The organism is Streptomyces sp. NPDC015032 (genome assembly GCF_043080425.1).
Taxonomy (GTDB): domain Bacteria; phylum Actinomycetota; class Actinomycetes; order Streptomycetales; family Streptomycetaceae; genus Streptomyces.
Genome location: NZ_JBIBVN010000030.1, coordinates 45,485 through 69,605 on the forward strand (window position 1 = coordinate 45,485; position 24,121 = coordinate 69,605).

Below are 24,121 nucleotides of genomic sequence, written 5' to 3' on the forward strand. Positions count from 1 at the left end.
GCACGGGTGGCCCGGCCGACTGAAGGCGGGGGAGGAGTCCGCTCGTTTCCGTGCCCGTCTACCAGATGGACTCGACCCACTCCGGGTGGTCGATGAACGGGTTCCGGTTGTGCTGGTACTGATCGAATATGACGTCGTTGCGCCGCTTCTCGAAGCTGTCCGGCGGGTCCTCCTGGCTCCATGCCTTCAGCACCGAGAGGCGGCCGATGTTCGGTGCGGAACCGTTGGACACCTTGTCGTTGGGTTCGAGGTCGGGAAAGGCGTCGTCGCCCTCGTAGCGCACCGCCATGTAGAGGATCATGCGGGCCACGTCGCCCTTGACCGCGTCGCGCGGCTCGAAGGAGTCGCTGTCGGTGAAGTTGCCCGGCGCGCCGCTGACCGCGCTGCCGCCGTTGTCGAAGTCCTTGTTGCCACGGATGGAGTTGACCTGGACATCCTCCGGCCGCAGGTGGTGGATGTCGGTGCCGGGACCGGTGGCGGTGCCGAAGTCTCCGTGGGACTTGGCCCAGACGTGCTCGCGGTTCCACTGGCCGACCGAGCCGCCGCTGTCGGTCTTGGGCTGGGAACGCCCGGTGTAGAGGAGGATCACGTTCGAGGGGTTGGCGGGGTCCTCGTCCGTGTCCTTGAGGGCGTTCCAGACCTGGCTGTAGGAGATCTTGGTCTGGTCGCTGATGATCGTGTGCAGCGCGCTCTTGAGCGCGGTTCCGGACTTGCCGAGCGCGTCCTTGTAGTACGTGTCGTCGAGGGTGCGGAGCGGCGTCGTGGCGACCGGAGCGGCCTCGGGGGCGGTGGCCCGGGGGGTGGCGGCCGGTGCGGCGGCCGCGGTGCCGGCGAGTATCGCGAACGCGGCGACGGTCGCCAGCAGGGGGCGCCGGCAGGGCAGATGACGACGGGACATGTGGGGTGTCCTCTCCGGAACAGCGGGCACCACGAAACCGTCACATGGTGGGGGGCGGCGCCGCGGTGGTCGTGTGGTAGGCGGTCAGCGGGAGCCTTCCACACGCACCGTGACCCTGGTGTGAACGCTGCGTACCTATCATGTGCAGGTCAAGTGAGGGCCTTTCTGCGGTGCCGGGAGCGGACGGCGAAGGCATCGGATGCGGCAGGCCGGGCGCGGGGCGAGAATGACCGAAAGGACGAGGAGGCGGCATGAGTGACGAGCCCGAATCCGTATCCGCAGCCCCGGTGGTCGCTCCCGCACTGCGGGGAGCGACTCCCGACAGCCTCTTGCACACCGGCGGGAGCGACAATCCGTCGGCGGAGGACCTGGTGCTCGCCTCCGGGCGGGACCTGACCCCGAAGAATCTTCAGTGGGCGGAGCGCAGGCTCGCCCGGGAGGGCCGGGCGGCGATCGACAAGACGCTGCCGTAGTCCGTAGTCCGTGGCCCGGCGGCCCGGGTGCCGCGGGGAGTGTGTGGGCACTCCCCGCGGCTCGGCTAGCCTGGGTGCACAATGAACCGTTTGACGACGTCAGGGGCCGGGTACGACCTCGCCCGCTTCCCCGAGGATCCGCGCGACCCGTTCCGTGCGTGGGACGCTGCCGATGAGTACCTGCTGCGGCGGCTGGAGGGGGCCGACGAGGCGGAGCCGGTCGACCTGTCGGGCGCCGTGGTCGTGGTGGGGGACCGCTGGGGTGCCCTGAGCACCGTGCTGGCCGGGCACCACCCCGTACAGATCACCGACTCCTACCTGGCGCAGCGCGCCACCCGGGCGAACCTGGAGCGCAATGGTGTGGCCGCGGACGCCGTGCGCCTCCTGTCGGCGCGGGACACACCCCCGGACCGGATCGACGTCCTGCTGGTACGCGTCCCCAAGAGCCTCGCGCTCCTGGAGGACCAGCTGCACCGGCTCGCGCCGGCCGTCCACGCGGGCACCGTCGTCATCGGCACCGGCATGGTCAAGGAGATCCACACCTCCACCCTCAGGCTCTTCGAGCGGATCATCGGCCCGACCCGCACCTCCCTCGCGGTCAAGAAGGCCCGGCTCATCTTCTGCACCCCGGACCCGGCCCTGCCCCGTACGCCCAGCCCGTGGCCGTACCGCTACGACCTGCCGGAGGGCGTCGGTCCGGTCTCCGGCAGGACCGTCACCAACCACGCCGGGATCTTCTGTGCCGAGCGTCTCGACATCGGCACCCGCTTCTTCCTCGGTCATCTCCCCGAGCGCAGCGGTCCGGACCGGATCGTCGACCTCGGCTGCGGGAACGGCGTCGTCGGACTGTCCGCCGCGCTCGCCAACCCCGAGGCGACGGTCACCTTCATCGACGAGTCCTACCAGGCGGTCGCCTCTGCCGAGGAGACCTTCCGGACCAACGCCGGCCCGGACGCCACGGCCGAGTTCATGGTCGGCGACGGGCCGGCACGTCTGGCGCCCGCCAGTGCGGACCTGGTCCTCAACAACCCGCCGTTCCACTCCCATCAGGCCACCACCGACGCGACGGCCCGCGCGATGTTCCACGGGGCGCGCACCGTACTGCGGCCGGGCGGCGAGCTGTGGGTCGTCGGAAACCGGCACCTCGGCTACCACACACAGCTGCGACGGACCTTCGGCAACTGCACCACGGTCGCGGGCGACCCGAAGTTCGTCGTCCTGCGCGCCGTCAAGCGCTGACAGCCGCCGGGTGCCCCGGCCCTTCCGAATTCTTGCAACACGTTCTACTGTGTGCGCCGCCGCACACGAGCGACGCGATCGCGAGACTCCTGGAGGGGCCGTGCACCTCGAATACACGCCTGAACAGCAGCAGTTGCGCGCCGAGCTGCGTACGTACTTCGCCGGGCTGGTCCCCGACAACGCCTACGCGCGCTATGCGACCCCGGCCGCACAGAAGACCTTCTACCGGGAGACGATCCGGCGCCTCGGCGCCGACGGGTGGCTGGGGGTCGGCTGGCCGGCCGAGTACGGCGGACGCGGCCTGTCGACGATGGAACAGTTCATCTTCTTCGACGAGGCCGCCCAGGCAGGCGTACCACTGCCGCTGATGGCCCTCAACACCGTCGGCCCGACGATCATGCAGTTCGGCACCGACGAACAGAAGGCCCGCTTCCTGCCGAAGATCCTCGCCGGTGAGATCGACTTCGCGATCGGCTACAGCGAACCGGACGCGGGCACGGACCTCGCCGCGCTCAAGACCCGTGCCGTCCGCGACGGCGACGCGTACATCGTCAACGGGCAGAAGATCTGGACCACCAACGGCGATACCGCGGACTGGGTCTGGCTTGCCGCCCGCACCGACCCGGACGCGCCCCCGCACAAGGGCATCACCATGCTGCTCGTCCCGACGAGCGACCCCGGCTACTCCTGCACCGTCATCAACACCCTCGCCTCCCACGACACCACCGCCAGCTACTACGAGAACATCCGCGTCCCCGTCTCCCACCGCGTCGGCGAGGAGAACAAGGGCTGGCGGCTGATCACCAATCAGCTCAACCACGAACGCGTCACCCTCGCCGCCCACGGCACCATGGCCGTCCGCGCCCTCCACGACGTCCAGCGCTGGGCGGCCGACACCGGGCTCGCCGACGGCCGCCGTGTCATCGACCTCGGCTGGGTCCGCGCCCTCCTCGCCCGCACCCACACCAGGCTCGATGCCATGAAGCTCCTCAACTGGCAGATGGTGTCCGCGGTCCAGAACGGAACCCTCACCCCGCAGGACGCCTCCGCCGTCAAGGTCTACGGCTCCGAGGCGCGCCGCGACGCCTACGCCTGGCTGATGGAGGTCGTCGGCTCGGCCGGACCGCTCAAGGAAGGGTCGGCGGGCGCCGTACTCCACGGCGAACTCGAACGTGGTTACCGGTCCGCCGTCATCTTCACCTTCGGCGGCGGCAACAATGAGATCCAACGGGAGATCATCTCCTGGATCGGTCTGGGAATGCCGCGCGTCCGGCGCTGAGCGCATGTGACGAGGATTTGTTTATGCAAGGAGGCTCCTCGGCGCAGCAGCCGGTCGTTGCGGTGGTTGCGGCAGCGCTCACGGTCGTCGGTCCAGGACGTGGGCGGGTGCAGCTCCCGGTCGATCAGTGTGTGACCGATATCGGTGGCATAGGCCAGGAAGGTGCCGACCTGGCTGTTCTCGACCCGGCCCGCCGTGCCGGTGTACTGCCGCTGCACCCCGGCCGAACGGACCCCCCTTCTTCAGGAACCCGGTGTCGTCCACGACGAGCACCGCCTGACGGTCACCGAGGTGTTCGATCACGAACTCCCTCACGTCGTCGCGGACTTCGTCAGCATCCCAGTCACACGTGTTGAGCAGTCGCTGCAAACGGTGCGGCCTCTCATGCCCCGCCCGCTCGGCGACCGTCCACGCGTTCTTCCGCCCCAGCGACGACACCAGCCCTCGCATATGAGCCGACGCCGACTCCCGGGGCTACGCGCGCTGAAAACGGTGCACGAACAGCTCATGCACCGTCTCCAGCCCGCCACCCACCAGCACACGTCAACGACTTCGAGATCCCCACCCATGACTGGAACAACGACCACACCGACACAACGCCACGCCAAGCACGGTTGCAGTATTAACTCCTCGGGCACGAACGGGGGAGTGGAGGCCGGATCGTTCCGCGGCGACATCGGCGAGCTTATTCCTGGGGCTGCCGAGAACCCCGGGGCTGGGCCTGCGGATGGGACGTTCCTGGGCGAGGACCCGTTGGATGTGCCGTGGCCGGTGGTCGTGCGGCCTGCGCGGTCGGCCGTGGTGGCGGGTTGTCGTGGCGGGCTTTCGCGGGTGTTCAGCCGACGTGTCCGGCGCCGTTCTTCTCGCGGCTCACAGCGCTGTTTCCGTCGCTCTCGTCGTCCTCGTCGTCCTCGTCGTCGGGGACCCAGCGCAGTACGTCGCCGGGCTGACAGCCGAGGGTGCGGCAGATCGCGTCGAGTGTCGTGAACCGCACCGCTTTGGCGCGCCCGTTCTTCAGCACGGCGACGTTGGCGGGGGTGATGCCGACGGCGGCGGCGAACTCTCCGACCGACATGTTGCGTTTGGCAAGTTGCATGTCCAGGTTGACGACGATCGCCATCACACCACCTCGGCGATCTCGGTCTCCAGATCCGTCGCCTTGCGCAGCAGGCCGCGCATGATGACGATCAGCATGACGAATGCCGCCCCCACGCCGACGCTCGCCAGCGCGGCGAACAGGGCGCCGAGGACGGCCATGTTGTCGTCATCGGGGGTGGGGATCTCGGCCAGGGTCAGGTGCCCGGTGCCGCCGAGCGCCAACAGCGTCGCCACGGCCGAGGACCCGATGACGGTGTCGACCCAGCGGAAGGCCCTCGGGGTGAAAATCGCGCCGCGTCGGACCATGGTGAGCAGCATCCACACCGCGACGAGCGCGACTTGAACGCAGGCGACGCCGATGATTGCCACGGTCGCATAGGGCGCGGCGAACGAGGCGTATGGAGGGAAGCGGTCGACTTCATCGGCCGCTGTGGTGGGGATGACCACGAACTGACCGAAGAGGCCCACCGTGATCGCTGCGATGATACCGGCTCGGAGCGCGACGATGAAGAAGCGATTCATATATCGACTGTCGATTGATATCGATCGAAAGTCAATCGATCCGCCTGGCTGTCCTGTGTTGTCCGTCTCGCCTGCCGCTCGCTAACGCGCTTGAACATCAACGGCGTTCGGCTGGAGCAAGCAGCCACGTGGGGCCCTGGGCGGATACGCCGGGGTCGTCGCGGGAGTACCGCCCGCCGTGTCACCGCGGCCGCCCCAAACGCGCCGCCCACCGCACCGCAGACCGACCACGCGCCCCGGCCATCACCATCGTCAATACCACCAAACCCAAACGGGTCAAGCGAACACAAACACCCTAAGTTACCGGTATTGAGGCTAATGCTGTTGTCAAGCTGCCGCCGTGACCGACGGTGTCACTTCGTAGCACCGTCGGTCACAGATCGGAGCCCAGCTGACATTGACGCGTCGGAGGGCCGCGGAAGGGCTCGGCGGTCGACATGGTCGAGCCACAGATTCGTCTTGGCCGCAGACGTGTCAGTGGCGGATGACACGGTAACCTCCATGAAATCGACCGTGCGTGAAGCCGTCCTCGACTCCGGACGGGCCCTCGAAGTACCCGAGTCGGTGACCGAGGCCTTCCTCCGCCTCCTGCGCCCCTGTGTCTACCTCTGCCCCTACGACTGCCTGCCAGAAGAACTGAAGAAAGACGCCCGTCCGGCCGGTGGGCTGCCCCGCCTGCCCGAGGGCATGGAACCGCCCCTGCCCGTACCGCACGCGGTGACCGTCGACTGCGCAGTCATACCCACCGGCGTCCTCGACATTGCGTTTCCCGCCGCCGGCCACCTGGTCATCTTCGCCGATGTCGCGGACTACCCGGCGATGGGCGCCGTCCTCCACCTGCCGGCAGGTACCGAGACCGTCGAGCACCACACGCGGGACAACGAATCGGAGGAGGAGGGTGCCCCGGAAACGTACGAGCCGTTCCCGCTCTACGCCGTACCGGGCACAACCCAACCCGACACCTTCCCCAGCTGGTCCGATGTCCCGGAAGCGGTCGACTACGCCGAGGGGGACGCCGAGCGGGCACGCCTTGTGGACGAGTTGATCGAGAGAATTGGTGATGTCCTCGAAGTCCCGTACCGGCACGACATTCAGCTCGGCGGCCACTCCGGCGCCTGGCAAGTCTCGCCGGAGGAATACGGGCACGTCCTGTTCGCCCGCATCCCGGAGAGCGCGATCTCCGACGGGGACAATTCCCTCACCCTCGTCACGGAGACCTGGGAGCAGATAGCAGGGCGCCGCTACGACGAACTCGCCATGGCCAACGAGTGCTGACCCCGGCCCGGGGCATGGCCCGTACGTCATCTCGATGACGACCGTGATCGGCATCGTCACGACCCTGACGGAGCTCTCCCGGCTGTTCTACGAACTTCAGACCACCAGGCGGGGCCACCAGCGCTTACGGCGCCCACGAGACCGACGCCCAGTTCATCAGCGTCCGGGGCCCCTGTACCGGGCCGGTGAGGAGGCCTTGGCCACGGACCTCCGGGCTACCACTCGGTCGGGTGACGACTCCGGAACCGCGGAACCCGCACAGCCCGTGCGCCATGGTGTTGTACATGGACCCGATCAACGAGGTACGTGTGAAGGAACCGGGGCTGTTCCTCGTCGACGTCGCGGCCGCCGACGACGCGCGAACTGGAGTCCGGCGAGGCTCTGTTGGGGCGGTTGCGCCAGTCCGGTGGGGGCCGCAAGCGTGCGGTGGACCTCGTCGTCACCGACGGCGCCATCCATAAACACATCCGCAGCATCTTCGCCAAGCTCGACCTGGCGCCCACCCAGCAAGTCGACCGGCGCGTCGCCGCCGTGTTGCACTATCTGGAGGACGCTCGCCGGGGTCGGTGAGTACAGCCTGCCGTACCAACACTTGGGGTGGGCACGGCAGTGATCCGCGGACGTCGCGCTGATGTGCTGAACACGTCACTTCAACGCCCTCCGAACGGACACCGCGATGAGTTTCCAACCCCAAGCCCCCGCCGAAACCCGACAGGCCCCCGCCGACGGGCGGGGCCGCCTCTCCGGCTTCCGGGGCAGCGTCCATCGCCGTCCCCTGATCTGGTTCTTCTCGCTGTCCTACCTGCTGAGCTGGCTGGGCTGGCTGCCGTACGTCCTGTCCGAAAACGGCCTGAGTATCTGGCATTTCGCCTTTCCCGCGTTCGGCGGCACGACCCAGCTGCTGGGCGTCCTGCCCGGCGCCTATCTCGGCCCGATCGCGTCGGCCCTCCTGGTGACCTGGGTCACCCAGGGTCGCCAAGGGCTGCGGACCTGGCGGGGCCGGATGACCAAGTTCCGGGTCGGCTGGCACTGGTATGCCCTGGTGCTCCTCGCGGTGCCCGCCGCGCTGACCCTCACCGCGGTCGCACTGGCCGACCGCGGCCCCGCGCTGCCGACCGCCGCGTTGCTCGCCGCGTACCTGCCCGGTCTGATCCTGCAGATGGTCACCACCGGCCTCGCCGAGGAGCCCGGCTGGCGCGAGTTCGCCATGCCCCTCCTTCAGCGCCGCTACGGCCCCCTGGTCGCCACCCTCGTCGTCGGTCCGCTGTGGGGCGCCTGGCACCTGCCGCTGTTCCTGACCGAGTGGGGCGGCTCCACGGACGTGACCTCCCTCCAGGTCCTTGAGTTCATCGCTACGACGACCGCCTTCAGCTTCGTCATGACCTGGCTGTTCAACCGCTCCGGCGAGAGCATGCCCCTGGTCATGCTGCTGCACTGCAGCATCAACAACTTCTTCTCCCTGGCCTGGGCGGACATGTTCCCGTCGCTGCCCCACGACTACTCCGCCCACGCGTTCCTGCTCAGCTCCGTCACGGCGGCTCTCATCCTGCTGATCGCCACCCGCGGCCGTCTCGGGGTGCGGGCAGTGGAGCCTCCCGGCCTTGACCAGCAGAACGCCGGATAGCCCGACCGAGCACGCCGGGCAGGCCGACCTGGCCGGTCGCAGGAGGTGCGGGAGGCGGTGTCGGCGTTCATGCGGGCGAAGGCGGGGAGGAACATGGCGCGATTGAACTGCCGGTTCCCTCCCCACCATGACGCATCCGGGCGAAGAGCAGAGGAGTTGGACACTCTGTGCGACAACCTCCGTTCCATCGAGGACCTCACCGACGTCCATGCCGCCGCCGATCTCTTCCGTGTGATCTGACCCGCACTCCTCTTCGTCGAGGTCGAGCAGGACATCGCCGCCTGCGGCGCGATCACCGCTGACAGCGCTGTCCAGGCTGATGACTACGGCGGGTATGAAGCTTCCCCGTGATCGTGTGAGCTGCGGCACGACGTCTCTTCGGGGGGCCGGTCCGGCGAACGGCTCGGCCGGCACCGCTGGAAGACCGAGTGGTCCATCGCCCGGCTCTTCGGCTACCGGCGCCTCACCATCCGGTACGAGCCAAGGGCTCCCACTTCCATGCCTTCCTCGGGTGGGCGACTTTCCTCACCTGCTGAGAGAGGCTCGCAACACCCGCCACAGCTGATCAGCACGGAACGGTCCGCGCGTCAGCTCTTGAGGCTTCCGGCGGACAGCCCCGAGCGCCAGAACCGCTGGAGGGCGAGGAAGGCGATACAGAGGGGGACCACCGACGCCAGGGAGCCCGTGACGACGATGTCGTACCAGGGCTGGTCCCGAAGCTGGCTGTTCCAGAAGTAGAGACCCAGGGTGAGCGGCCAGCGTGAGTCGTCGGCAAGCATCATCAGTGGCAGGAAGAAGTTGTTCCAGATCCCTACGAACTGGAACAGGAAGATGGTGACCAGCGCGGGCGACATCAGCCGCAGGGCGATGGTGAAGAAGATCCGGAGTTCTCCTGCGCCATCGACCCTGGCGGCGTCGGTGAGTTCGTCGGGCACGGAGGCTTCGGCGTAGACGCGGGCGAGGTAGACCCCGAAGGGGGTGACGGCGCTCGGGATCAGCACCGACCAGTACGTGTTGACAAGGCCGGTCGACGAGGCGAGCAGATACAGCGGGAGGGCGAGCAGCGGCGGGGGGATGAGCACCGCGCCGAGGATCACGGCGAAGACACCCTCCCGGCCTTTGAAGGGATATTTGGCCAGAGCGTATCCGGCCATCGCGGCGAACAGGGTGGCCACCAAAGCCCCGACCCCGCAGTACAGAAGGCTGTTGAGGAGCCAGCGGCCGAAGATGCCGTCGCTGTGCCGGAAGACCTTCGTGAGGTTGTCGGCGAAGTGGAAGTGCGAGCCGAACCAGAAGCCGCTGCTGCCGAACAGGTCGCCGTTGGATTTCGTCGCCGAGACGATCAGCCACCAGATCGGCAGCAGGAAGTAGCCCGCGATCGCGAACAGCAGCACGGTGGTGCTCAGTCGGGCGGCCGAGGTGCCGTGACGGCGGACGGGCGGCGCCGCCCGCCCGGGGTCGGACCTGCGGTGTCGGGCTGCGGGCTGCGTGCTCATCGCGATCCTCGTGTGCTCAGGCGCAGGAAGCCGTAGGACAGGGCGAATGTGGCAAGGGCCAGGACCACCGCGACAGCCGCGGCGAAGTTGTAGTCGTTGAGGCCGAAGGCGGCCTGGTAGGAGAGCATCACCGGGGTGTAGTTGCTGCTGATCGCGGCGGTCATGGGGCGCAGCACCATCGGTTCGCCGAACAGCTGCAGCGTGCCGATGATGGAGAAGACGCCGGTCAGGGTGAGGGCCGGGCGCACCAGCGGCACCTTGATGTGCCAGGCGGTCTGGAATCCGGAGCATCCGTCCAGCTCGGCGGCCTCGTACAGCTCCTTGGGGACGGACTGCAGCGAGGTGTAGATGATCAGCATGTTGTAGCCGGTCCAGGACCAGGTGACGATGTTGCCGATCGAGAAGAGGACCATGTTGTGGGAGAGGAAGTCGACGTCTACGCCGATGCTCCTGCCGACGTCGTTCAACGGACTGATGCCGGGCATGTAGAGGAAAGCCCACAGCACCGCCGCGATCACACCAGGGATCGCGAACGGCAGGAAGTACGCGACGCGGAAGAAGCGCTTGAACCGTGCCACTCGGGAGTCGAGGAGGAGGGCGAGGAGCAGGGCGAGCCCCAGCATCACCGGCACCTGGACGAGGCCGAAGGCCAGGACCCTGCCCACGCCCTTCAGGAACGTGCTGTCGGTGAGCACCCGCGCGTAGTTGTCCAGGCCGGCGAAGACGGTGCGCGGCGCCCCGAAGCCGAGCCCGGAGCGCTCCACCCGGAACAGGCTCTGATGGACGGCGTACCCGATCGGAATGACGAACACGGCCAGGAACAGGACGCCGAACGGGGCCAGCAGCACGGCTGCGGAGCGGTTGCGCCGGGCGGCGAGCCTGCTGCCGGAGCGGCTGCGCGACGGCCGCCGCGGCCGGCCCGGTGCACCGGCGAGCCGGTCCGGGCCGGGAGTGCCCGACGGTGCCAGCCGGTCCGCGACCGGCACTGTCGGGGAGTCCGCATCGCGGGTCATCTGACCTTCACGCCCTTCGACTTGATCGCCGCGAGCGTCTTCTTCTGCACGTTGTTGAACGCGTCGAACAGCGTGCCGGAACCCGCGTAGGCCTTGGCGGTCGCCTCGTCCAGATCGACACCGAACTGCGACTGCGCGGGACCCCACTGCCAGTTCGTGTCCGTGTGCTGGGCGGCTTCGCCGAACACCTCGTAGATGTTCTGGCCACCGTAGTAGTCCACGCCCTTGTTCACTTCGGGCAGCTCGAGTCCGGCGGTGGCGGCCGGGTAGATGCCGGTCTTCGTGATCAGGTTCTTGAGACTGCCGGGGTCGGTGCTCATCCAGGTGGCGAACTCGACCGCCTCGTCCTTGTGCTGACAGCCCTTGAGCACGGCCGTGCTGCCGCCGCCGTCGTTGCCGAACTTCTTCTCCCCGGCGGTCCACTGCGGCATCGGGGCGACGCCGAACTTGCCCTTGGCCTTGGGGGCGTTCTGGGCGATCAGCGGGCTCAGCCAGCCCGCGCCGATAGCCGTGGCCACCTTGCCGGACTGCAGGCCGCTCCACCATGCTGGGCTGTAGCCCTGGTCCGTGGCCACCAGCTTCTTGTCCACCAACTGCTGCCAGTAGTCGGCGAGTTGCCGGGACCGGTCGTCGTTGACGCCGACGTGCCACGCGTCGCCCCCGGTGCCGAACCACTTGGCGCCCTTCTGCCAGGCCAGGCCGGACAGGGTGATTGCCCGCAGGTTCACGATGTGGGCCTCGGGGTCGGCCTTGTGCAGCTTCTCGGCCGCCTTGGCGTACTCGTCCCAGGTTGTCGGCACCGCGATGCCGTACTTCTTGAAGACGTCCTTGCGGTAGTACATGGCCATCGGGCCCGTGTCGACCGGGATGCCGTAGGTCTTGCCTGCGACGGTGACCTGGTTCCACGTCCACGGAACGAACTTGTCCTTCGCGGCACCGGCCTCCTGGGAGACGTCCTCCAGCGCGCCCTCGAGCAGGAACGTGGGTATGGACTCGAAGCCGATCTGCGCCAGGCAGGGGGCGTTGCCCGCCTTCACCGCCGAGAGCATCTTGTCGTAGCCGCCCTGGCCACCGGACGGCAGCTTCTTGAAGGTGACCTCGATGTTCTCGTGGGTGGCGTTAAACAGCTCGGCCGACTTGTCGTAGCCGGGGGCCCAGCCCCAGAACTCCAGGCGGACGGTGCCGCCGGCGGCCTTGTCGTCGCTGCTCCCTCCGCACGCCGCCGCTGTCAGGACCAGGGCGGCCGCGGACAAACTCCCGAATACGGCCCGCCTTCTGGAGCGCGCGGCCAACTTAGCAAGCATCTATATGCACCTTCCCGTTGCGAAGAACTGGAAATTACTCAGATTCTTGGGCACGTTGAACATGAGGAGCCTGGTGCTGCCCTCGAAGGCCGAGGGGTGAGGCTGTAGTTTCCCGAGGCGCTGAGGTCCGGTACGTGTATCCACCGCGAGGCGAAGCTCAGTATTTGTGGGGCACCTCGTGACGTCAAGACCATAGATCCGATACATTCCACCCGAGGAGATGTGTAGCTCAGAAATATCGGATGGACGTTGAACCTGCTGTCGGCGCCTGCGCCGCGGGGGTGCTCCCGGCCCTCTGCGGCGTCGGTCCGACCTTCATGGTCGGCGCGACGCCCGCCCCTGCCCGCCACCGTCCGCGTCGACGGCTTCGGGATGCTCACGCGTCTCGGCCCGGTCGCAGGAACGGCCTGAGCCGCACAAATCAGCAAGCCCCGCCGAAAGAAAGAAAGGCTGACACCGTCATGCCGGAAGTTCGCGGCTATGAAGCCGAACCATGTCACAGCATCTCCGCAGAGGTGGGCGCCGGGTACCGGGAGGCGGTCGCCGGACTCGCCCCGGGTCTGGTCCTCGCCGTCGACGGCCCCGTGGCCGTGGACTGGGAGGCGCTTGCCGCCGGGATCTGTGCGGCGCTGGCCGCTCGCGCCGTCGCGACCAAGCAGACCGACCTGCGCGAGTACTTCGCGCCCTGGCCGGACGTCCTCGCCCTGACCGCGTCCGCGGTACTGGAGGACGACCCGGACTTCGCCCCGCTGTCCCGGGCCGGGCTCGCCGACTTCTTCACAGGGCTGCCGGAGCCCGAGGCCGCCGCCGACACCGTAACGGTTGTCTTCGGACCGGGCGCGGCCCTGGTGCCGCACGACCGGCTCTGGTACGCGGACTTGCCCAAACGGTACGCCGAGGCCCAGATCACCGGCGGGACCGGCCGCAACCTGGGGCAGCCCCCGGGTACCGGGGCGGGCACGACCCGTCGGCTCTTCTACATCGACTGGCCCGTCCTCGACCGGCACCGCGACACCCTCGTCTCCGGCGTCGACCTGTGGCTGGACACCCAGGATGCGCAGCGTCCGTCCTGGCTGGAGGGCGCCGCCCTGCGCGCTGCCCTCGCAGACCTGGCCGGGCGGCCTTTCCGTACCCGCCCGACCTTCAACACCACGTCCTGGGGCGGACATTGGGCCCAGGAAGAGCTCGGCTTCAACCAGGAGGCGGCCAACACCGCGCTGGGCTACGAGCTCATCGCTCCCGAGAGCGGGATTCTGGTGGGTACGCCGGACGGTCCGCGGGTCGAGGTGCCCCTGCAGGCACTGGTCGCCTCGCACCCCGAGGCGATCCTCGGCGACGACGTGCACGCGAGGTTCGGCACCTCGTTCCCGATCCGCTTCGACTACCTCGACACCGTCGGCGGCGGCAACCTCTCCGTCCACTGCCACCCGCAGCCGGACTACATGCGCCGCGTATTCGGATGGCCGTACACCCAGCACGAGACCTACTACATGATGCTCGGCGGGCCCGGCCGGCAGGTGTTCCTGGGACTGCGCAAGGACGCCGACCTCGCGGCCTTCCGACACGAGGCGGACCGGGCGTTCCACGACGGCGTGCCGTTCGACATCGAACAGTACGTCCAGACCTTCCCGGCCGATCCGCACCAGATGTTCCTCATCCCGGGCGGCACCCCGCACGGCAGCGGCGAGGGCAATGTCGTACTCGAGATCAGCGCGACGCCGTACCTGTACAGCCTTCGCCTCTACGACTGGCTGCGCAAGGACAGCGAAGGCAGGCAGCGGCCGGTCCACGTCGGCCATGCGTTCGAAAACCTGGACCCGGGCCGGTCGGGGGAAGCCGTGGTCAGGGACCTGGTCCCCACGCCGCGCACCCTGCGCTCGGGCGACGGCTGGCACGAGGACGTCATCGGCCGCCTCCCGGAGATGTTCTTCGAGGTCCGGCGGATCGCACTGGCGCCGGACACCGTCGCGGACGACGACACGGACCACCGCTTCCACATCCTCAACGTCGTGGAGGGTGACGGAATCCTCCTGGAGACCAGCGGCGGCCACCGCCATGTGCTGGCGTACGCCGAGACACTGACCGTGCCCGCCGCGGTCGGCGCCTACCGGGTGCAGGCCCTCGGCGGGGGACCGGTGCGCTACGTGAAGGCGCTGGTGCGGTGAGCCCCGCCGACGAGGCCACCGTCTCGGTCCTCGAGGTCGGCGGCACCCATGTCACCGCGGCCGGGGTGGACATCCACGCCCGCAGCCTCCGGTCCGGCCGCTCGTTCCGTGAAGCGCTGGACAGCGACGGCAGTACCGAGGAGATCCTGTCGGCCCTCGTCCGCTGTGCCGGCCGGCTGCCCGGCCTCGGCGCGGGCCCATGGGCCGTGGCACTGCCCGGTCCGTTCGACTACGAGCGCGGGATCGGGCGGTTCGAAGGGGTCGGCAAGTTCGACGCCCTGCGGGGGGTCGATCTGCGGGCCGCCCTTACGGCGTCCTTGCCCGGCGCCACCGCGCTCAGCTTCTGCAACGACGCGGACGCGTTCGTGCTCGGCGAGTGGTGGGCCGGGGCGGCGCGCGGGCACCGCACCGTCGCCGGCATCACCCTCGGGACCGGTGTGGGCTCCTGCTTCCTGCGCGACGGACGGATATTGCGGCACGGCCCCGGGGTCCCTTCCGAAGGCTGCGTCCACACCCTGCGGTACGCGGGCGGACCCCTGGAGGAGACGGTGTCCCGGCGCGCCCTGCGGCGGGCCTACGCACGGGCGACCGGCGAGGCGCCGCCCGACGTCCGGGAGATCGTTCGGCGGGCACGGCACGGGGACCGGGCCGCGGCGGAGGTGTTCACCGAGACGTTCCGTGCCCTGGGAAGAGTGCTCGGGCCACTGCTCGCCGCCTTCGAACCGACGGTCCTGGTGGTCGGGGGCGCCATCGCGGGGGCCTGGGATCTCCTGGCCGAACCGCTGCGCTCAGGACTCACCGAGGCCGATCCGGTCCGCAACCGGCGCGTCGTCATCACCCCGGCGCACCGGCCGGACGAGGCCCCGCTGCTCGGCGCGGCCTACCTGGCCGGGGCGGCCGGCCGGCCGGGCGACCGCACCGATCCGCCCGGAGACTCCCGCTGACATCGGGCCGGCACGTGCGGGACCCGGAGGAAGCCGGATCAAGGAAGAGAAGAAAGGGCTCACCTCGGTGCCCTCCTCACATCATCACCGGCGGCGCATCAGCACGCCGCCGCACTCGCCCCGCAGCCCCTCGGGCCCGGCCTCCGTCCAGCGGGCGGCGGCACGACGCTGAGCGGCTTGCTGTTGTCCGGCCGGCACCACTTCGTGCCCGTCGGCCGGACCCCTTTCCGCCTTCTTCCGGGGATTGTGCAGAGCGGATCCCCCCGACGAGATCTCCTCCATCCACACCCCCGACCCCCTGGGAACAGCTGTGACCCCTCCCCGTTCCACCGCCGAACTGACCGTGACCGAGCGCGGCTTCCTGCGCGCCGGACGACCCCACCAGATCGTCTCCGCTGCCATCCACTACTTCCGTGTCCACCCCGAACTGTGGGAGGACCGGCTGCTGCGGCTGCGCGCCATGGGCGTCAACACCGTCGAGACCTACATCGCCTGGAATCTGCACCAGCCGGCTCCCGGGCAGACCGACTTCTCCGGACAGGCCGATGTCGCCCGCTTCCTGCGCACCGCCGCCCGGCTCGGCCTGGACGTGATCGTGCGACCCGGCCCCTACATCTGCGCCGAGTGGGAGTTCGGCGGCCTCCCCGCATGGCTGCTGGCCGACCCCGGGCTGCGGCTGCGCCGCACCGACGACCGCTATCTGGCCGCCGTGGACGCCTGGTTCGACCAGCTGATCCCCGTCCTGCGCCCCCTGCTCGCCAGTCGGGGTGGGCCGGTGATCGCCGTCCAGGTCGAGAACGAGTACGGCAGTTACGGCCATGACACCCCCTACCTCGACCATCTGCGGCAGGGCCTGATCCGACGCGGCGTGGACTGCCCGCTGTTCACCGCCGACGGAGCCACTGACGGCGTACTGCGCGGGGGCGTGCTGCCCGGCACCCTGGCGACCGCGACCTTCGGCTCACAGCCCGAGGAATCACTGGCGACCTTGCGCCGCCACCAGCCGACCGGCCCGCTGATGTGTTCCGAGTACTGGCACGGCTGGTTCGACCACTGGGGCGAGCACCACCACGTACGGAACGCGGACGAGGCCGCCGCGGAGCTGGACCGGATGCTGGCTCAGGGCGCCTCGGTCAACCTCTACATGGGCCACGGCGGCACGAACTTCGGATGGTGGAACGGAGCCAACCACAACGAGACCGACTACCAGCCCACCTGCACCAGTTACGACTATGACGCTCCGGTCGGCGAGGCCGGAGAGCTGACCGAGAAGTTCCACGCGTTCCGCGCGGTGATCGAGCGGCACCGTGGCCCGATCCCGTACGCGATACCCGCGACACCGGACCGGCTCGCCCCGCAGACGGTACGGCCGAACGGTGCGGTGGCGCTGACGGACTGTCTCGACGTGCTCTCCACTCCTCTGCAGCGGCTCTCACCGGAACCGATGGAGGTGCTGGGCCAGTCACTGGGACTGATCCACTACCGCACGTGGCTCCGTGGCTCCTTCCCCGACTCGACCCTGCGCGTGCACGGCCTCGCGGACCGGGCCCAGGTGTTCCTCGACGGAGTGCCGCTGGGCGTCCTGGAGCGGACAGGGTCGCTCGACGCGCTGCCGATCAGCGTCCCCGACACCGGCGGTGAACTCGACCTGCTGGTGGAGAACATGGGGCGGATCAATTACGGCCCCCTGCTGGAGGATCGCAAGGGCATCAGCGGCGGCGTCCGGATCGACGGCCAGTACCAGTTCGACTGGGAGATCCGCCCTCTCCCGCTGACCGATCTGGCAGGTCTGCGGTTCGGGGCCGCCGAGCAGGTCGAGGGCCCGGCCTTTCACCATGCGACGCTGGAGGTACCGGAACCGGCTGACGGTTTCCTGGCCCTGCCGGGCTGGACCAAGGGCCAGGCATGGCTGAACGGCTTCGCCCTCGGCCGTTACTGGGACCGCGGACCCCAGCGCACCCTGTACGCCCCTGCCCCGGTGTGGCGGGCCGGCCGAAATGAACTCGTGATCCTGGAACTGCACCGGCCGGGCGAGCGGATCGAGCTCTGTGACGCCCCGGATCTGGGCCCGACCGACTGACCTTCGGACTGCCAGATGGCTCCGGTCCGTATTCCTTCCGGACCGGAGCCACCGACGCGAGTCCCGGAGGGCCGACGGGCTTCCGCCTGCCTGAATCAGCTCTGGCCGCGCCCGAAGTACGCGGCCAGGTCCCGGTCCGGGGCCGCGACCTCGACGGCCCGGCCGCCGTCCCGCAACGACATGGTGGCCGCGTAGCCGGCGGCCACCGCTTCGCGGGCCGCGACCGGCGAGGTGACGGTAGCTCCGCCGTCCCGTACGAACCGCAGGAATTCCGCCATCAGCACGGGATCGGCGCCCCCGTGCGTGCCGGTCGGTGTGTGTACGGGCACCACCAGATCGGCCTCGGCGCGGCCGTCGGAGCGGCGGTTCCACACGTGGACCTCCGCTCCCTCCGAGTCGCCGAAGTTCTCCAGGCGCCCCTCGGTGCCGATCACCGTGTAGTTGCGCCAGTAGTCGGGGGTGTAGTGACACTGCTGGTAGCTCGCGAAAACTCCGTTGTCCAGCTGCATCTGCATCATGCTCAGGTCCTCCACGTCCACCACCGGGTGGAGACCGGTCTGGCTGAGCGGCGGCCAGTTCTCCGTCGACAGCCACTCGGGCATCCGCTCCCCGCTGCGGTCGCGGTGTGAGTCGATGTCCCCGTAGACCGTCAGCCCGCCCATGGCGTTCACCCGCCGGGTGCAGCCGCCGGCCAGCCAGTGGATGACATCAATGTCGTGCGCGCCCTTCTGTAGCAGCAGGCCGGTGGTGAGGCGTCGGTCCGCGTGCCAGTCCTTGAAGTAGAAGTCCCCGCCATGGCCGACGAAATGGCGGCACCAGATGGCCTTGACCTCGCCGATCGCCCCCTTGACGATCAGTTCACGCATGGCCACCACGACCGGCATGTGGCGCATGTTGTGGCCCACGTACAACGGGGTCCGATGCCGGTGAGCTGCCGAGAGCAGCCGGTCACACCCCTCGGTGGTGATCGCCATCGGTTTGTCCAGGAACACCGGTACACCGGCCTGAAGGAAGTCCATGCCGATCTCCTCGTGCGTGTGGTCCGGAGTCAGCACCAGCACGCCGTCGAGTCCCGCGTCGAGCAGCTCGTGGTGATCCGCGGCGGTCCGCACCCGGGTGCCGAATCGCTGTTCGGCACGCGTCAGCAACTGTCGGTCGCGGTCGCAGGCGGCGGCCACCAGTGAGCCCGATCCGGGCTGGTGGGCCAGATCGGCCAGGTCGCTGCGATTACCCAGGCCGATGACGCCGAGCCTGATGTCGTCCAAGGTGCTTGCCCTTTCAGAAGATTTCGACCCCAGCAGGGCGAGGATGACCGGATGATAGATGTGGAACATATCCGGTCGCATGGTGGGTTTGTGTCTGATTCCGACGGGGTCGAGATGGTGCCGACCGCCGGGGCGGCCGCGCTCTCGGGAATGCTGCGGCCGGGCCAGAGAAGGATGTTGCCCCGGTGAGAGGTGGGGTGAGGTGGTCGGTGCGGGACGGCACGAGTCTGAGGTCACCGAATCCTGGCGTCAAGAGTTTGAATGTGATTCACTGACCCCGGATTGGATGATGTATCAGAAACATGCCGCATGTGCGTCTCTGCGTCACTCGGCGTCCTCACGCCCGACGCGGACCGCCGTACCGTCCGGACCGCCGCGACATGGATCGACGGAGAAGCGGATCGACGTGAAAGGGGGAGCGCCGTTGACCCGCGCAGCCCGCAGTACCGCACCCGCGCCGCCACCCTCCGGCGACGGGCCCGGTTACCGTCCCGGCTATGAGGTCGCGGCCGAACGTATCCTCGAGTACCTCGTCCTGGCCCGCCTGGGGCCCGGCGCCCGGCTGCCCACCGAGCAGGACCTGGCCGACCGGGTGGGGATGAGCCGGACCGTGGTCCGCGAGGCGGTGAAGATCCTCTCCGCGCTGGGCCGGCTGTCCGTGCACAAGGGCCGCGGCATCTACGTCGCCCAGCCCGACCAGTCCTCCTGGCAGCACTCCCTGACCCACTTCCTGCCCGCCGATCTGCGTCAGGTCGACGAACTCTTCGAATTCCGGCGCCACTTGGAAACCACCACCGCCCGCCTGGCCGCCGAACGTGCCACCCCCGCCCAGGTCAAAGCCGTCCGTGCGGCCGCCCACCAGTCCACCCGGGCCGCCCGGCAGGACGACATCGACGCCTTCAGCCACGCCGACGACACCTTCCACACCGCCATCGCCACCGCCACCAACAACTCCTTCTTCGCCGCCACCATCGACACCCTGCGTCGCCTGCAACACCAGGTCACCGCCATAGGACTGGCCGGCCTCGCGGGCGGCTCCCTGCGCGACGCCGCAGCCCAGCACGAAGCAATCGCCCACGCCGTCGCCACCGGCGAACCCACGCACGCGCACACCCTCATGGCCCACCACATCGACCGGACCACCCACCAGTTCCAACGAGAGATCCGGCACCGCATCGCCTCGGGCCACCCCAGCGCCTGAAACCCACACCACCACCCATGAAGGACACCCATGCGAATCACCGACGTGACTGTGGAACTGGTCGATCTGCCGGCTCAGCCGCCCTTCCGGTGGCGGGCAGGGCTGCCCGGTTCGGAGTCGGCGGTCGTGGGCGGGATCCTGCGGGTCCACACGGACGAAGGTCTGGTGGGCGAGGCGCACACGAGACGTGGGCTGATCGTCGCCGATCTGGTGAACCGCCGTATACGTGAGGACCTGCGCGGCCGCGACCCGCTGATGCGCGAGCTGCTGTGGCACCGCCTGTGGGAGCTGGACCGCATCGAGGAGTTCCCCATCTACGCGCTCGGCCTGGTCGACGTAGCGCTGTGGGACCTGGCCGGCCTCGCGGCCGGGCAGCCGGTCCACCGGCTGCTCGGCCCCTACCGCGAGGCCATCCCCGCCTACGCGAGTACGGTCACCTTCGGCAGCGTCGAGGAGTACCTCGATGTGGCCGACCAGTGTCTGGAGCTCGGCTATTCCGCCATCAAGCTGCATGCGTGGGGAGACCCGCGAGCCGACGCGGACCTGTGCCAGAAGCTGCGGGCCCACGTCGGTGACGACGTCCCGCTCATGTACGACGGCTCGGCCGGGTTCGACCTCGCGGACTCGGTGTACCTCGGCCGCGCACTGTCCGAGGCGGACTACCTGTGGTACGAGGAGCCGATGCGCGAGTTCAGCGTGACCGCCCACCGGTGGCTGGCCGAACAGGTCGACATTCCGCTGCTGGTCGCGGAGACTTCCGACGGCGCGCATTTCAACGCTGGTGACTTCATCATGGCGGGCGCGGCGAGCCGGGTCCGCACCAGCGCACAGCTCAAAGGCGGGATCACCGGAGCCCTGCGTATCGCGCACCTGGCCGAGAGCTACAACCTGAGGGCCGAGGTGCACGGCAGCGGAGTGGTCAACGCCCACCTGTGTATGGCGATCCCCAACACCACCTACTACGAGTCCCTCGTGTACACCAACCCCGTACAGCGCGAGCCGGCGGTCGGTGCCGACGGGCTGGTGCGGGCTCCGACGGCCCCCGGCATCGGCTTCGACCAACCGGGCTGGTGACTACTTCCGGTCGAGCCAACAGGGCGACTGCGGTCCGTCCTTGATGATGGCTCATGTTCCAACGTCTCCACGTCTCCACGTCTCAACGCTTCGGTGCTTCGTGGAAAGGAGCCACACCATGCCCGTGCAACGCTACGCCTCGGTCATACGCCTGCGTGGGGAACTCGAGGCGGAGTACCGCGCCTTGCACGCGGTGGCCTGGCCCGAGGTCCTCGCTACCCTCAAGCGCGCCCACATCGGCAACTACTCGATCTTCCTGCGTGACGGGCTGCTCTTCAGCTACCTCGAGTACACCGGCGAGGACTACGCGGCCGACACCGCGCTCATCGCCGAGTGCCCGGTCACCCGGGACTGGTGGGCCCGTACCGACCCCTGCCAGCAGCCACTGGACAGCGTCGGCGACGGCGAGTGGTGGGCACCTGCCGAAGAGGTCTTCCCTCTCGAATGACATCAGGGGCAAGCGGCCCAGGGGGCGGACGCAGCTGCGTCCGCCCCCTGGGCCGCTTGCCCCTGTACCTGGTGGCGGATGGCGACGAGACGGTCGCCACCAGGCAGCGCGCGCAGTGTGACCAGGGCGTCCGTGACCACGACAGAGGTCAGGTCCGCCCAGCCGACGACGCCGGCCACCAGCGGGTCGGCCGCGGCCGGTGCCAGGTATTCGGGAGTCTCCTCGGTCACGGGGACAGGCTCAGTCGGCTCGGTCGTTTCTGACAACGTGCTCGGCATGCTGATGGAACGGGTGCACGGCGAGAACAGCCGGATCAGGCTTGACGTACGACCTTGCCCGTCCTCGTGATCCGCACGGTGACCGCCCCACCCGCCGGGACTTCGACCTGCGGCCAATCGAGGAACGCCGTGTACCCAAGGGGGCGGGCCGATTGGCGGGCCGTTTCCGCCAGTACCGACACCCGTGCCGCGTAGGCCGTGTTGTTGGTCAAGCGGACTACGGCGGCCTGACGGCTCTCGCTGACATGCTCGGCCTCGACGTGATCAAAGGGAATGAGAATTCCTTCCCCGGGCCGGACGTAGATTCCGGGAAGTTCGAGTGCCATCAAGACACCGTTGGTCTCGGTCCAGGAATTTCTTGTCCTGATGAAATCACCGACCGCATCCTTGCCCTCGGCATCGCTGGGCTGGATCCGCTCCATGCTCGAACCGATGAGGTAGTCGGTGGTTATGTGCCCGGGCATGTTGACGGCCTCGGCGTGGGCATGCTGGATATCGCTGATGAGTTCAGCGTACTTCTTGTCCCCAGTAGCTCGATACAGCTTGAACAGGTGGTCAGCGGAGGACGTACAGACTCCGGGTGCGGCATGTTTGTTCTGGCTGCTCGCCCAAATGGCGCCGGTCATCCTTCCCTTCAGCCGCGCGATATCGCTGCCTGCCGGAAACAGGGGATCGTACGCAAGAGTCCAGGACGAGCACAGAGCGGCCTGGACCTTTGCGCGATTCAGCCATCTCTTCTTTCCGGTGTACTGGTACAGCGCCATGAATGATTCCAGGAGGCCAAACGCTGTTTCGGAGTCCGCATCCTGTGAAATATCCGCGCACGCTCCGCTGGTGAATCCACGTGACTTGATGTCGCGCTCATAGTAGAATTCGGCTGCTTCTTCGGCCGCGGCCAACCAGTCCGGACGGTGGAAGTATTCAGCCGCCAGGGCGAGCCCGGCCGGAGCGATGGCGCCGGCTGTCGAGTTGTACACGGCGATGTCGCCTGTTTCGGGCGCGATGTACTGGCCGAATTCTCCATGCTTTCGCCAGACTTGGGTGAATGCTTCGGCCAGACCTCCTGCGGCCAGTTCCCAGGATTCCTTGATGGTGTCGCCGTGCCCTTGCGCCTTCAGGAGCATCACATGCTTGATCAGCCAGAAGAGTACGTCTCCGTTCTTGCGTACCATCGCCTGCACAGCAGGGAAGTCGGGATGGGCCTTCTCCGATCGGATCTCTCCGTCTTCGCTGATGAAGCCGTAGAAGAAGCCGCTCCGCCCCTTCATGCGGGAACAGATGAAGTCGAGCTCATCGGAGACCCTGCCCCGTTCCGTCGGGTCATTCAGAGCCAACATGGGGTAGGTGTTGATCATTCCGCTGACCCAACCCAGTTGAAAGTGCCTGGAGTTTTCCGGAAGGTAGTAGCGGCCCGCCTTGGTCTCTGTGAAATTGCCTCGGCAGATGTTGGTGCCGAGTTCGGCCAGCCTACTCATCGGAAGCAGGTTGCGAGGCGTGGTGGGGCCGGTGAGCGACTTCCTCACTTTCATGAATTTTTCCAGGACTGCCGGAATCCCGTCGGCATCGAAGGCGAAGACCTGGAAGCGAATCGAAACCGCGTCACCGGGGGCCCAGTTCGACGCCCTGTCATCGCTCGTCCGGAAATCACCGAAACCGGCCACCTGTCGGCGCACAACCGGTGCCGAGATGCTGAATTCACAGCTTTCCCTGCCTGCACTCTCCTCAATCGAGAGTCCACTGTTGCCCAGGCGGGTTCCCTGCTCGGTGAGGACGATCCATCCCTTTTTGAACTTGGGCGAGAAGAAGCTCATCGCCGGGGCGGCAGTACTGAACGTCGCCAGCTCGATCCGTGAAGGCGCCGCAGCATCGACGGCCAGTCGCGGGTTGTTCGATATCGTCAGCGGTGTCCGTGGATTGTAGTACATGTCGGCCGGATAGTCCGGATTATATCCGTTGCCGATGGCGCGATAGCGATTTCCATTGTAGATGATTCCGGGAATCATCACGTAGTTGGCGGTCTCCCAGCTCTCGAATGGGAAGTCCACGGAGATCGCGGTTTGTTCCGCCGCCCCCTTCTCCAGGGTGCAGGTCAGGGTGACCTCCCACCCGTGACCATCGGGCACCCGTCGCGTATCCCACTTCAGTTGCCACTGTCGCGGTCCGTCTGTCAGCAGGTCGCCGTCGAATTGCTGGGCCCGGCGCGGCATCGTGCCGTCATATTCCCGAATCGACACCAGCAGGGAGCCGTGCAACTCGCGCAGCGCACGGCTGAGTTCCGCAGCCTGGCCACTGGCTCCGGAAACCCCTGCGTCGAGCGGTTGTGCTCGCGAGACCGTGGGTTCGAGAGCGATCTTCGCTCCGACTCCGGCGGCCGCCAACAAAGAAAGGCAGTTTCTCCTGTCAAGCATTCTGCAACCATCCTTGTGTGCGTGTTCCAGCGAATTG

The 24,121-nt window shown here is 68.0% G+C and carries 23 protein-coding genes and 2 pseudogenes; 14 read left to right on the forward strand and 11 right to left on the reverse strand.

The annotated features are described in order from the left end of the window. Positions 1–58: 58 nt before the first annotated feature. Complete coding sequence (locus ACF08M_RS30995; protein WP_392188576.1) at positions 59–898, reverse strand: endonuclease I family protein; 840 nt, start codon at positions 896–898, stop codon at positions 59–61. A 251-nt stretch (positions 899–1,149) separates the two neighbouring features. Here ACF08M_RS30995 and ACF08M_RS31000 point away from each other — a divergent pair, with 251 nt between their 5' ends. From ACF08M_RS31000 to ACF08M_RS31010, 3 genes are all read left to right on the forward strand, one after another. Next, positions 1,150–1,371 carry a hypothetical protein gene (locus ACF08M_RS31000; RefSeq protein WP_392188577.1) on the forward strand — a complete coding sequence of 74 codons (222 nt, stop codon included), beginning with the start codon at positions 1,150–1,152 and terminating at the stop codon, positions 1,369–1,371. An 81-nt stretch (positions 1,372–1,452) separates the two neighbouring features. After that, positions 1,453–2,610 carry a methyltransferase gene (locus ACF08M_RS31005; protein WP_392188578.1) on the forward strand — a complete coding sequence of 386 codons (1,158 nt, stop codon included), beginning with the start codon at positions 1,453–1,455 and terminating at the stop codon, positions 2,608–2,610. A gap of 100 nt (positions 2,611–2,710) precedes the next feature. Then, complete coding sequence (locus tag ACF08M_RS31010; protein WP_392188579.1) at positions 2,711–3,889, forward strand: acyl-CoA dehydrogenase family protein; 1,179 nt, start codon at positions 2,711–2,713, stop codon at positions 3,887–3,889. 68 nt (positions 3,890–3,957) lie between these two features. Here ACF08M_RS31010 and ACF08M_RS31015 read toward each other — a convergent pair. From ACF08M_RS31015 to ACF08M_RS31025, 3 genes and pseudogenes are all read right to left on the reverse strand, one after another. Beyond that, positions 3,958–4,429: pseudogene (locus ACF08M_RS31015) on the reverse strand (IS701 family transposase); the annotation flags it as partial. Positions 4,430–4,724: 295 nt separating this feature from the next. Next, positions 4,725–5,009, reverse strand: coding sequence for a helix-turn-helix domain-containing protein (locus ACF08M_RS31020; protein ID WP_392188580.1), 285 nt, complete (start codon positions 5,007–5,009; stop codon positions 4,725–4,727). Continuing rightward, positions 5,009–5,509 carry a DUF2975 domain-containing protein gene (locus ACF08M_RS31025; protein ID WP_392188581.1) on the reverse strand — a complete coding sequence of 167 codons (501 nt, stop codon included), beginning with the start codon at positions 5,507–5,509 and terminating at the stop codon, positions 5,009–5,011. Before ACF08M_RS31025 ends, ACF08M_RS31020 begins: the two co-directional genes overlap by 1 nt. 501 nt (positions 5,510–6,010) lie before the next feature. On the opposite strand from ACF08M_RS31025, the gene ACF08M_RS31030 reads away from it, so the two are divergent. The 5 genes and pseudogenes from ACF08M_RS31030 (at position 6,011) to ACF08M_RS31050 (ending at position 8,648) form a co-directional block, all read left to right on the forward strand. Continuing rightward, positions 6,011–6,784 carry a hypothetical protein gene (locus tag ACF08M_RS31030; RefSeq protein ID WP_392188582.1) on the forward strand — a complete coding sequence of 258 codons (774 nt, stop codon included), beginning with the start codon at positions 6,011–6,013 and terminating at the stop codon, positions 6,782–6,784. A 284-nt stretch (positions 6,785–7,068) separates the two neighbouring features. Then, entirely contained in the window at positions 7,069–7,245 is a 177-nt protein-coding gene (locus tag ACF08M_RS31035; protein WP_392188583.1) for a DUF6207 family protein, read from the forward strand. Beyond that, a pseudogene (locus tag ACF08M_RS31040) lies at positions 7,208–7,354 on the forward strand (DNA-binding response regulator); the annotation flags it as partial. The gene ACF08M_RS31035 and the pseudogene ACF08M_RS31040, both read left to right, overlap by 38 nt. A gap of 106 nt (positions 7,355–7,460) precedes the next feature. Continuing rightward, the gene (locus tag ACF08M_RS31045; RefSeq protein WP_392188584.1) at positions 7,461–8,408 is read left to right on the forward strand and encodes a CPBP family intramembrane glutamic endopeptidase; all 948 of its coding nucleotides are present in this window, start codon (positions 7,461–7,463) and stop codon (positions 8,406–8,408) included. 93 nt (positions 8,409–8,501) lie between these two features. Continuing rightward, entirely contained in the window at positions 8,502–8,648 is a 147-nt protein-coding gene (locus ACF08M_RS31050; RefSeq protein WP_392188611.1) for a hypothetical protein, read from the forward strand. 347 nt (positions 8,649–8,995) lie between these two features. On the opposite strand, the gene ACF08M_RS31055 is transcribed toward ACF08M_RS31050, so the two are convergent. The 3 genes from ACF08M_RS31055 to ACF08M_RS31065 are packed head-to-tail and all read right to left on the reverse strand — an operon-like array spanning position 8,996 to position 12,221. After that, positions 8,996–9,904 (reverse strand): carbohydrate ABC transporter permease, encoded by a 909-nt coding sequence (locus ACF08M_RS31055; RefSeq protein WP_392188585.1) that lies wholly within the window; start codon positions 9,902–9,904, stop codon positions 8,996–8,998. Further along, positions 9,901–10,917, reverse strand: coding sequence for a carbohydrate ABC transporter permease (locus tag ACF08M_RS31060; RefSeq protein ID WP_392188586.1), 1,017 nt, complete (start codon positions 10,915–10,917; stop codon positions 9,901–9,903). Before ACF08M_RS31060 ends, ACF08M_RS31055 begins: the two co-directional genes overlap by 4 nt. Continuing rightward, positions 10,914–12,221 (reverse strand): ABC transporter substrate-binding protein, encoded by a 1,308-nt coding sequence (locus tag ACF08M_RS31065; protein ID WP_392188587.1) that lies wholly within the window; start codon positions 12,219–12,221, stop codon positions 10,914–10,916. Before ACF08M_RS31065 ends, ACF08M_RS31060 begins: the two co-directional genes overlap by 4 nt. Positions 12,222–12,682: 461 nt before the next feature. Here ACF08M_RS31065 and ACF08M_RS31070 point away from each other — a divergent pair, with 461 nt between their 5' ends. Together ACF08M_RS31070 and ACF08M_RS31075 are read left to right on the forward strand one after the other, a co-directional pair. Next, the gene (locus ACF08M_RS31070; RefSeq protein WP_392188588.1) at positions 12,683–14,386 is read left to right on the forward strand and encodes a class I mannose-6-phosphate isomerase; all 1,704 of its coding nucleotides are present in this window, start codon (positions 12,683–12,685) and stop codon (positions 14,384–14,386) included. Further along, positions 14,383–15,330 (forward strand): ROK family protein, encoded by a 948-nt coding sequence (locus tag ACF08M_RS31075; protein ID WP_392188589.1) that lies wholly within the window; start codon positions 14,383–14,385, stop codon positions 15,328–15,330. Before ACF08M_RS31070 ends, ACF08M_RS31075 begins: the two co-directional genes overlap by 4 nt. An 84-nt stretch (positions 15,331–15,414) precedes the next feature. Here ACF08M_RS31075 and ACF08M_RS31080 read toward each other — a convergent pair whose 3' ends face one another. After that, positions 15,415–15,612, reverse strand: a complete 198-nt coding sequence (locus ACF08M_RS31080) for a hypothetical protein (RefSeq protein ID WP_392188590.1) — start codon at positions 15,610–15,612, stop codon at positions 15,415–15,417. A 28-nt stretch (positions 15,613–15,640) separates the two neighbouring features. Between ACF08M_RS31080 and ACF08M_RS31085 the strand changes: the two genes are divergently transcribed. Continuing rightward, positions 15,641–17,410: a beta-galactosidase family protein gene (locus ACF08M_RS31085; protein WP_392188591.1), complete on the forward strand. Its 1,770-nt coding sequence runs from the start codon at positions 15,641–15,643 to the stop codon at positions 17,408–17,410. Positions 17,411–17,505: 95 nt separating this feature from the next. Here ACF08M_RS31085 and ACF08M_RS31090 read toward each other — a convergent pair whose 3' ends face one another. Beyond that, the gene (locus ACF08M_RS31090) at positions 17,506–18,675 is read right to left on the reverse strand and encodes a Gfo/Idh/MocA family protein (RefSeq protein WP_392188609.1); all 1,170 of its coding nucleotides are present in this window, start codon (positions 18,673–18,675) and stop codon (positions 17,506–17,508) included. Between the two features lie 424 nt (positions 18,676–19,099). Here ACF08M_RS31090 and ACF08M_RS31095 point away from each other — a divergent pair, with 424 nt between their 5' ends. From ACF08M_RS31095 to ACF08M_RS31105, 3 genes are all read left to right on the forward strand, one after another. Further along, positions 19,100–19,876: a FadR/GntR family transcriptional regulator gene (locus tag ACF08M_RS31095; RefSeq protein ID WP_392188592.1), complete on the forward strand. Its 777-nt coding sequence runs from the start codon at positions 19,100–19,102 to the stop codon at positions 19,874–19,876. A 30-nt stretch (positions 19,877–19,906) separates the two neighbouring features. After that, complete coding sequence (locus ACF08M_RS31100; RefSeq protein ID WP_392188593.1) at positions 19,907–20,950, forward strand: enolase C-terminal domain-like protein; 1,044 nt, start codon at positions 19,907–19,909, stop codon at positions 20,948–20,950. Between the two features lie 118 nt (positions 20,951–21,068). Next, positions 21,069–21,398 (forward strand): L-rhamnose mutarotase, encoded by a 330-nt coding sequence (locus tag ACF08M_RS31105; RefSeq protein ID WP_392188594.1) that lies wholly within the window; start codon positions 21,069–21,071, stop codon positions 21,396–21,398. 2 nt (positions 21,399–21,400) lie between these two features. Here the strand turns inward: ACF08M_RS31105 and ACF08M_RS31110 are convergent, their stop codons facing one another. Both ACF08M_RS31110 and ACF08M_RS31115 read right to left on the reverse strand, forming a co-directional pair. Next, positions 21,401–21,628: a hypothetical protein gene (locus ACF08M_RS31110; RefSeq protein ID WP_392188595.1), complete on the reverse strand. Its 228-nt coding sequence runs from the start codon at positions 21,626–21,628 to the stop codon at positions 21,401–21,403. A gap of 83 nt (positions 21,629–21,711) precedes the next feature. Then, positions 21,712–24,084 carry a hypothetical protein gene (locus ACF08M_RS31115; protein ID WP_392188596.1) on the reverse strand — a complete coding sequence of 791 codons (2,373 nt, stop codon included), beginning with the start codon at positions 24,082–24,084 and terminating at the stop codon, positions 21,712–21,714. Positions 24,085–24,121 lie beyond the last annotated feature (37 nt).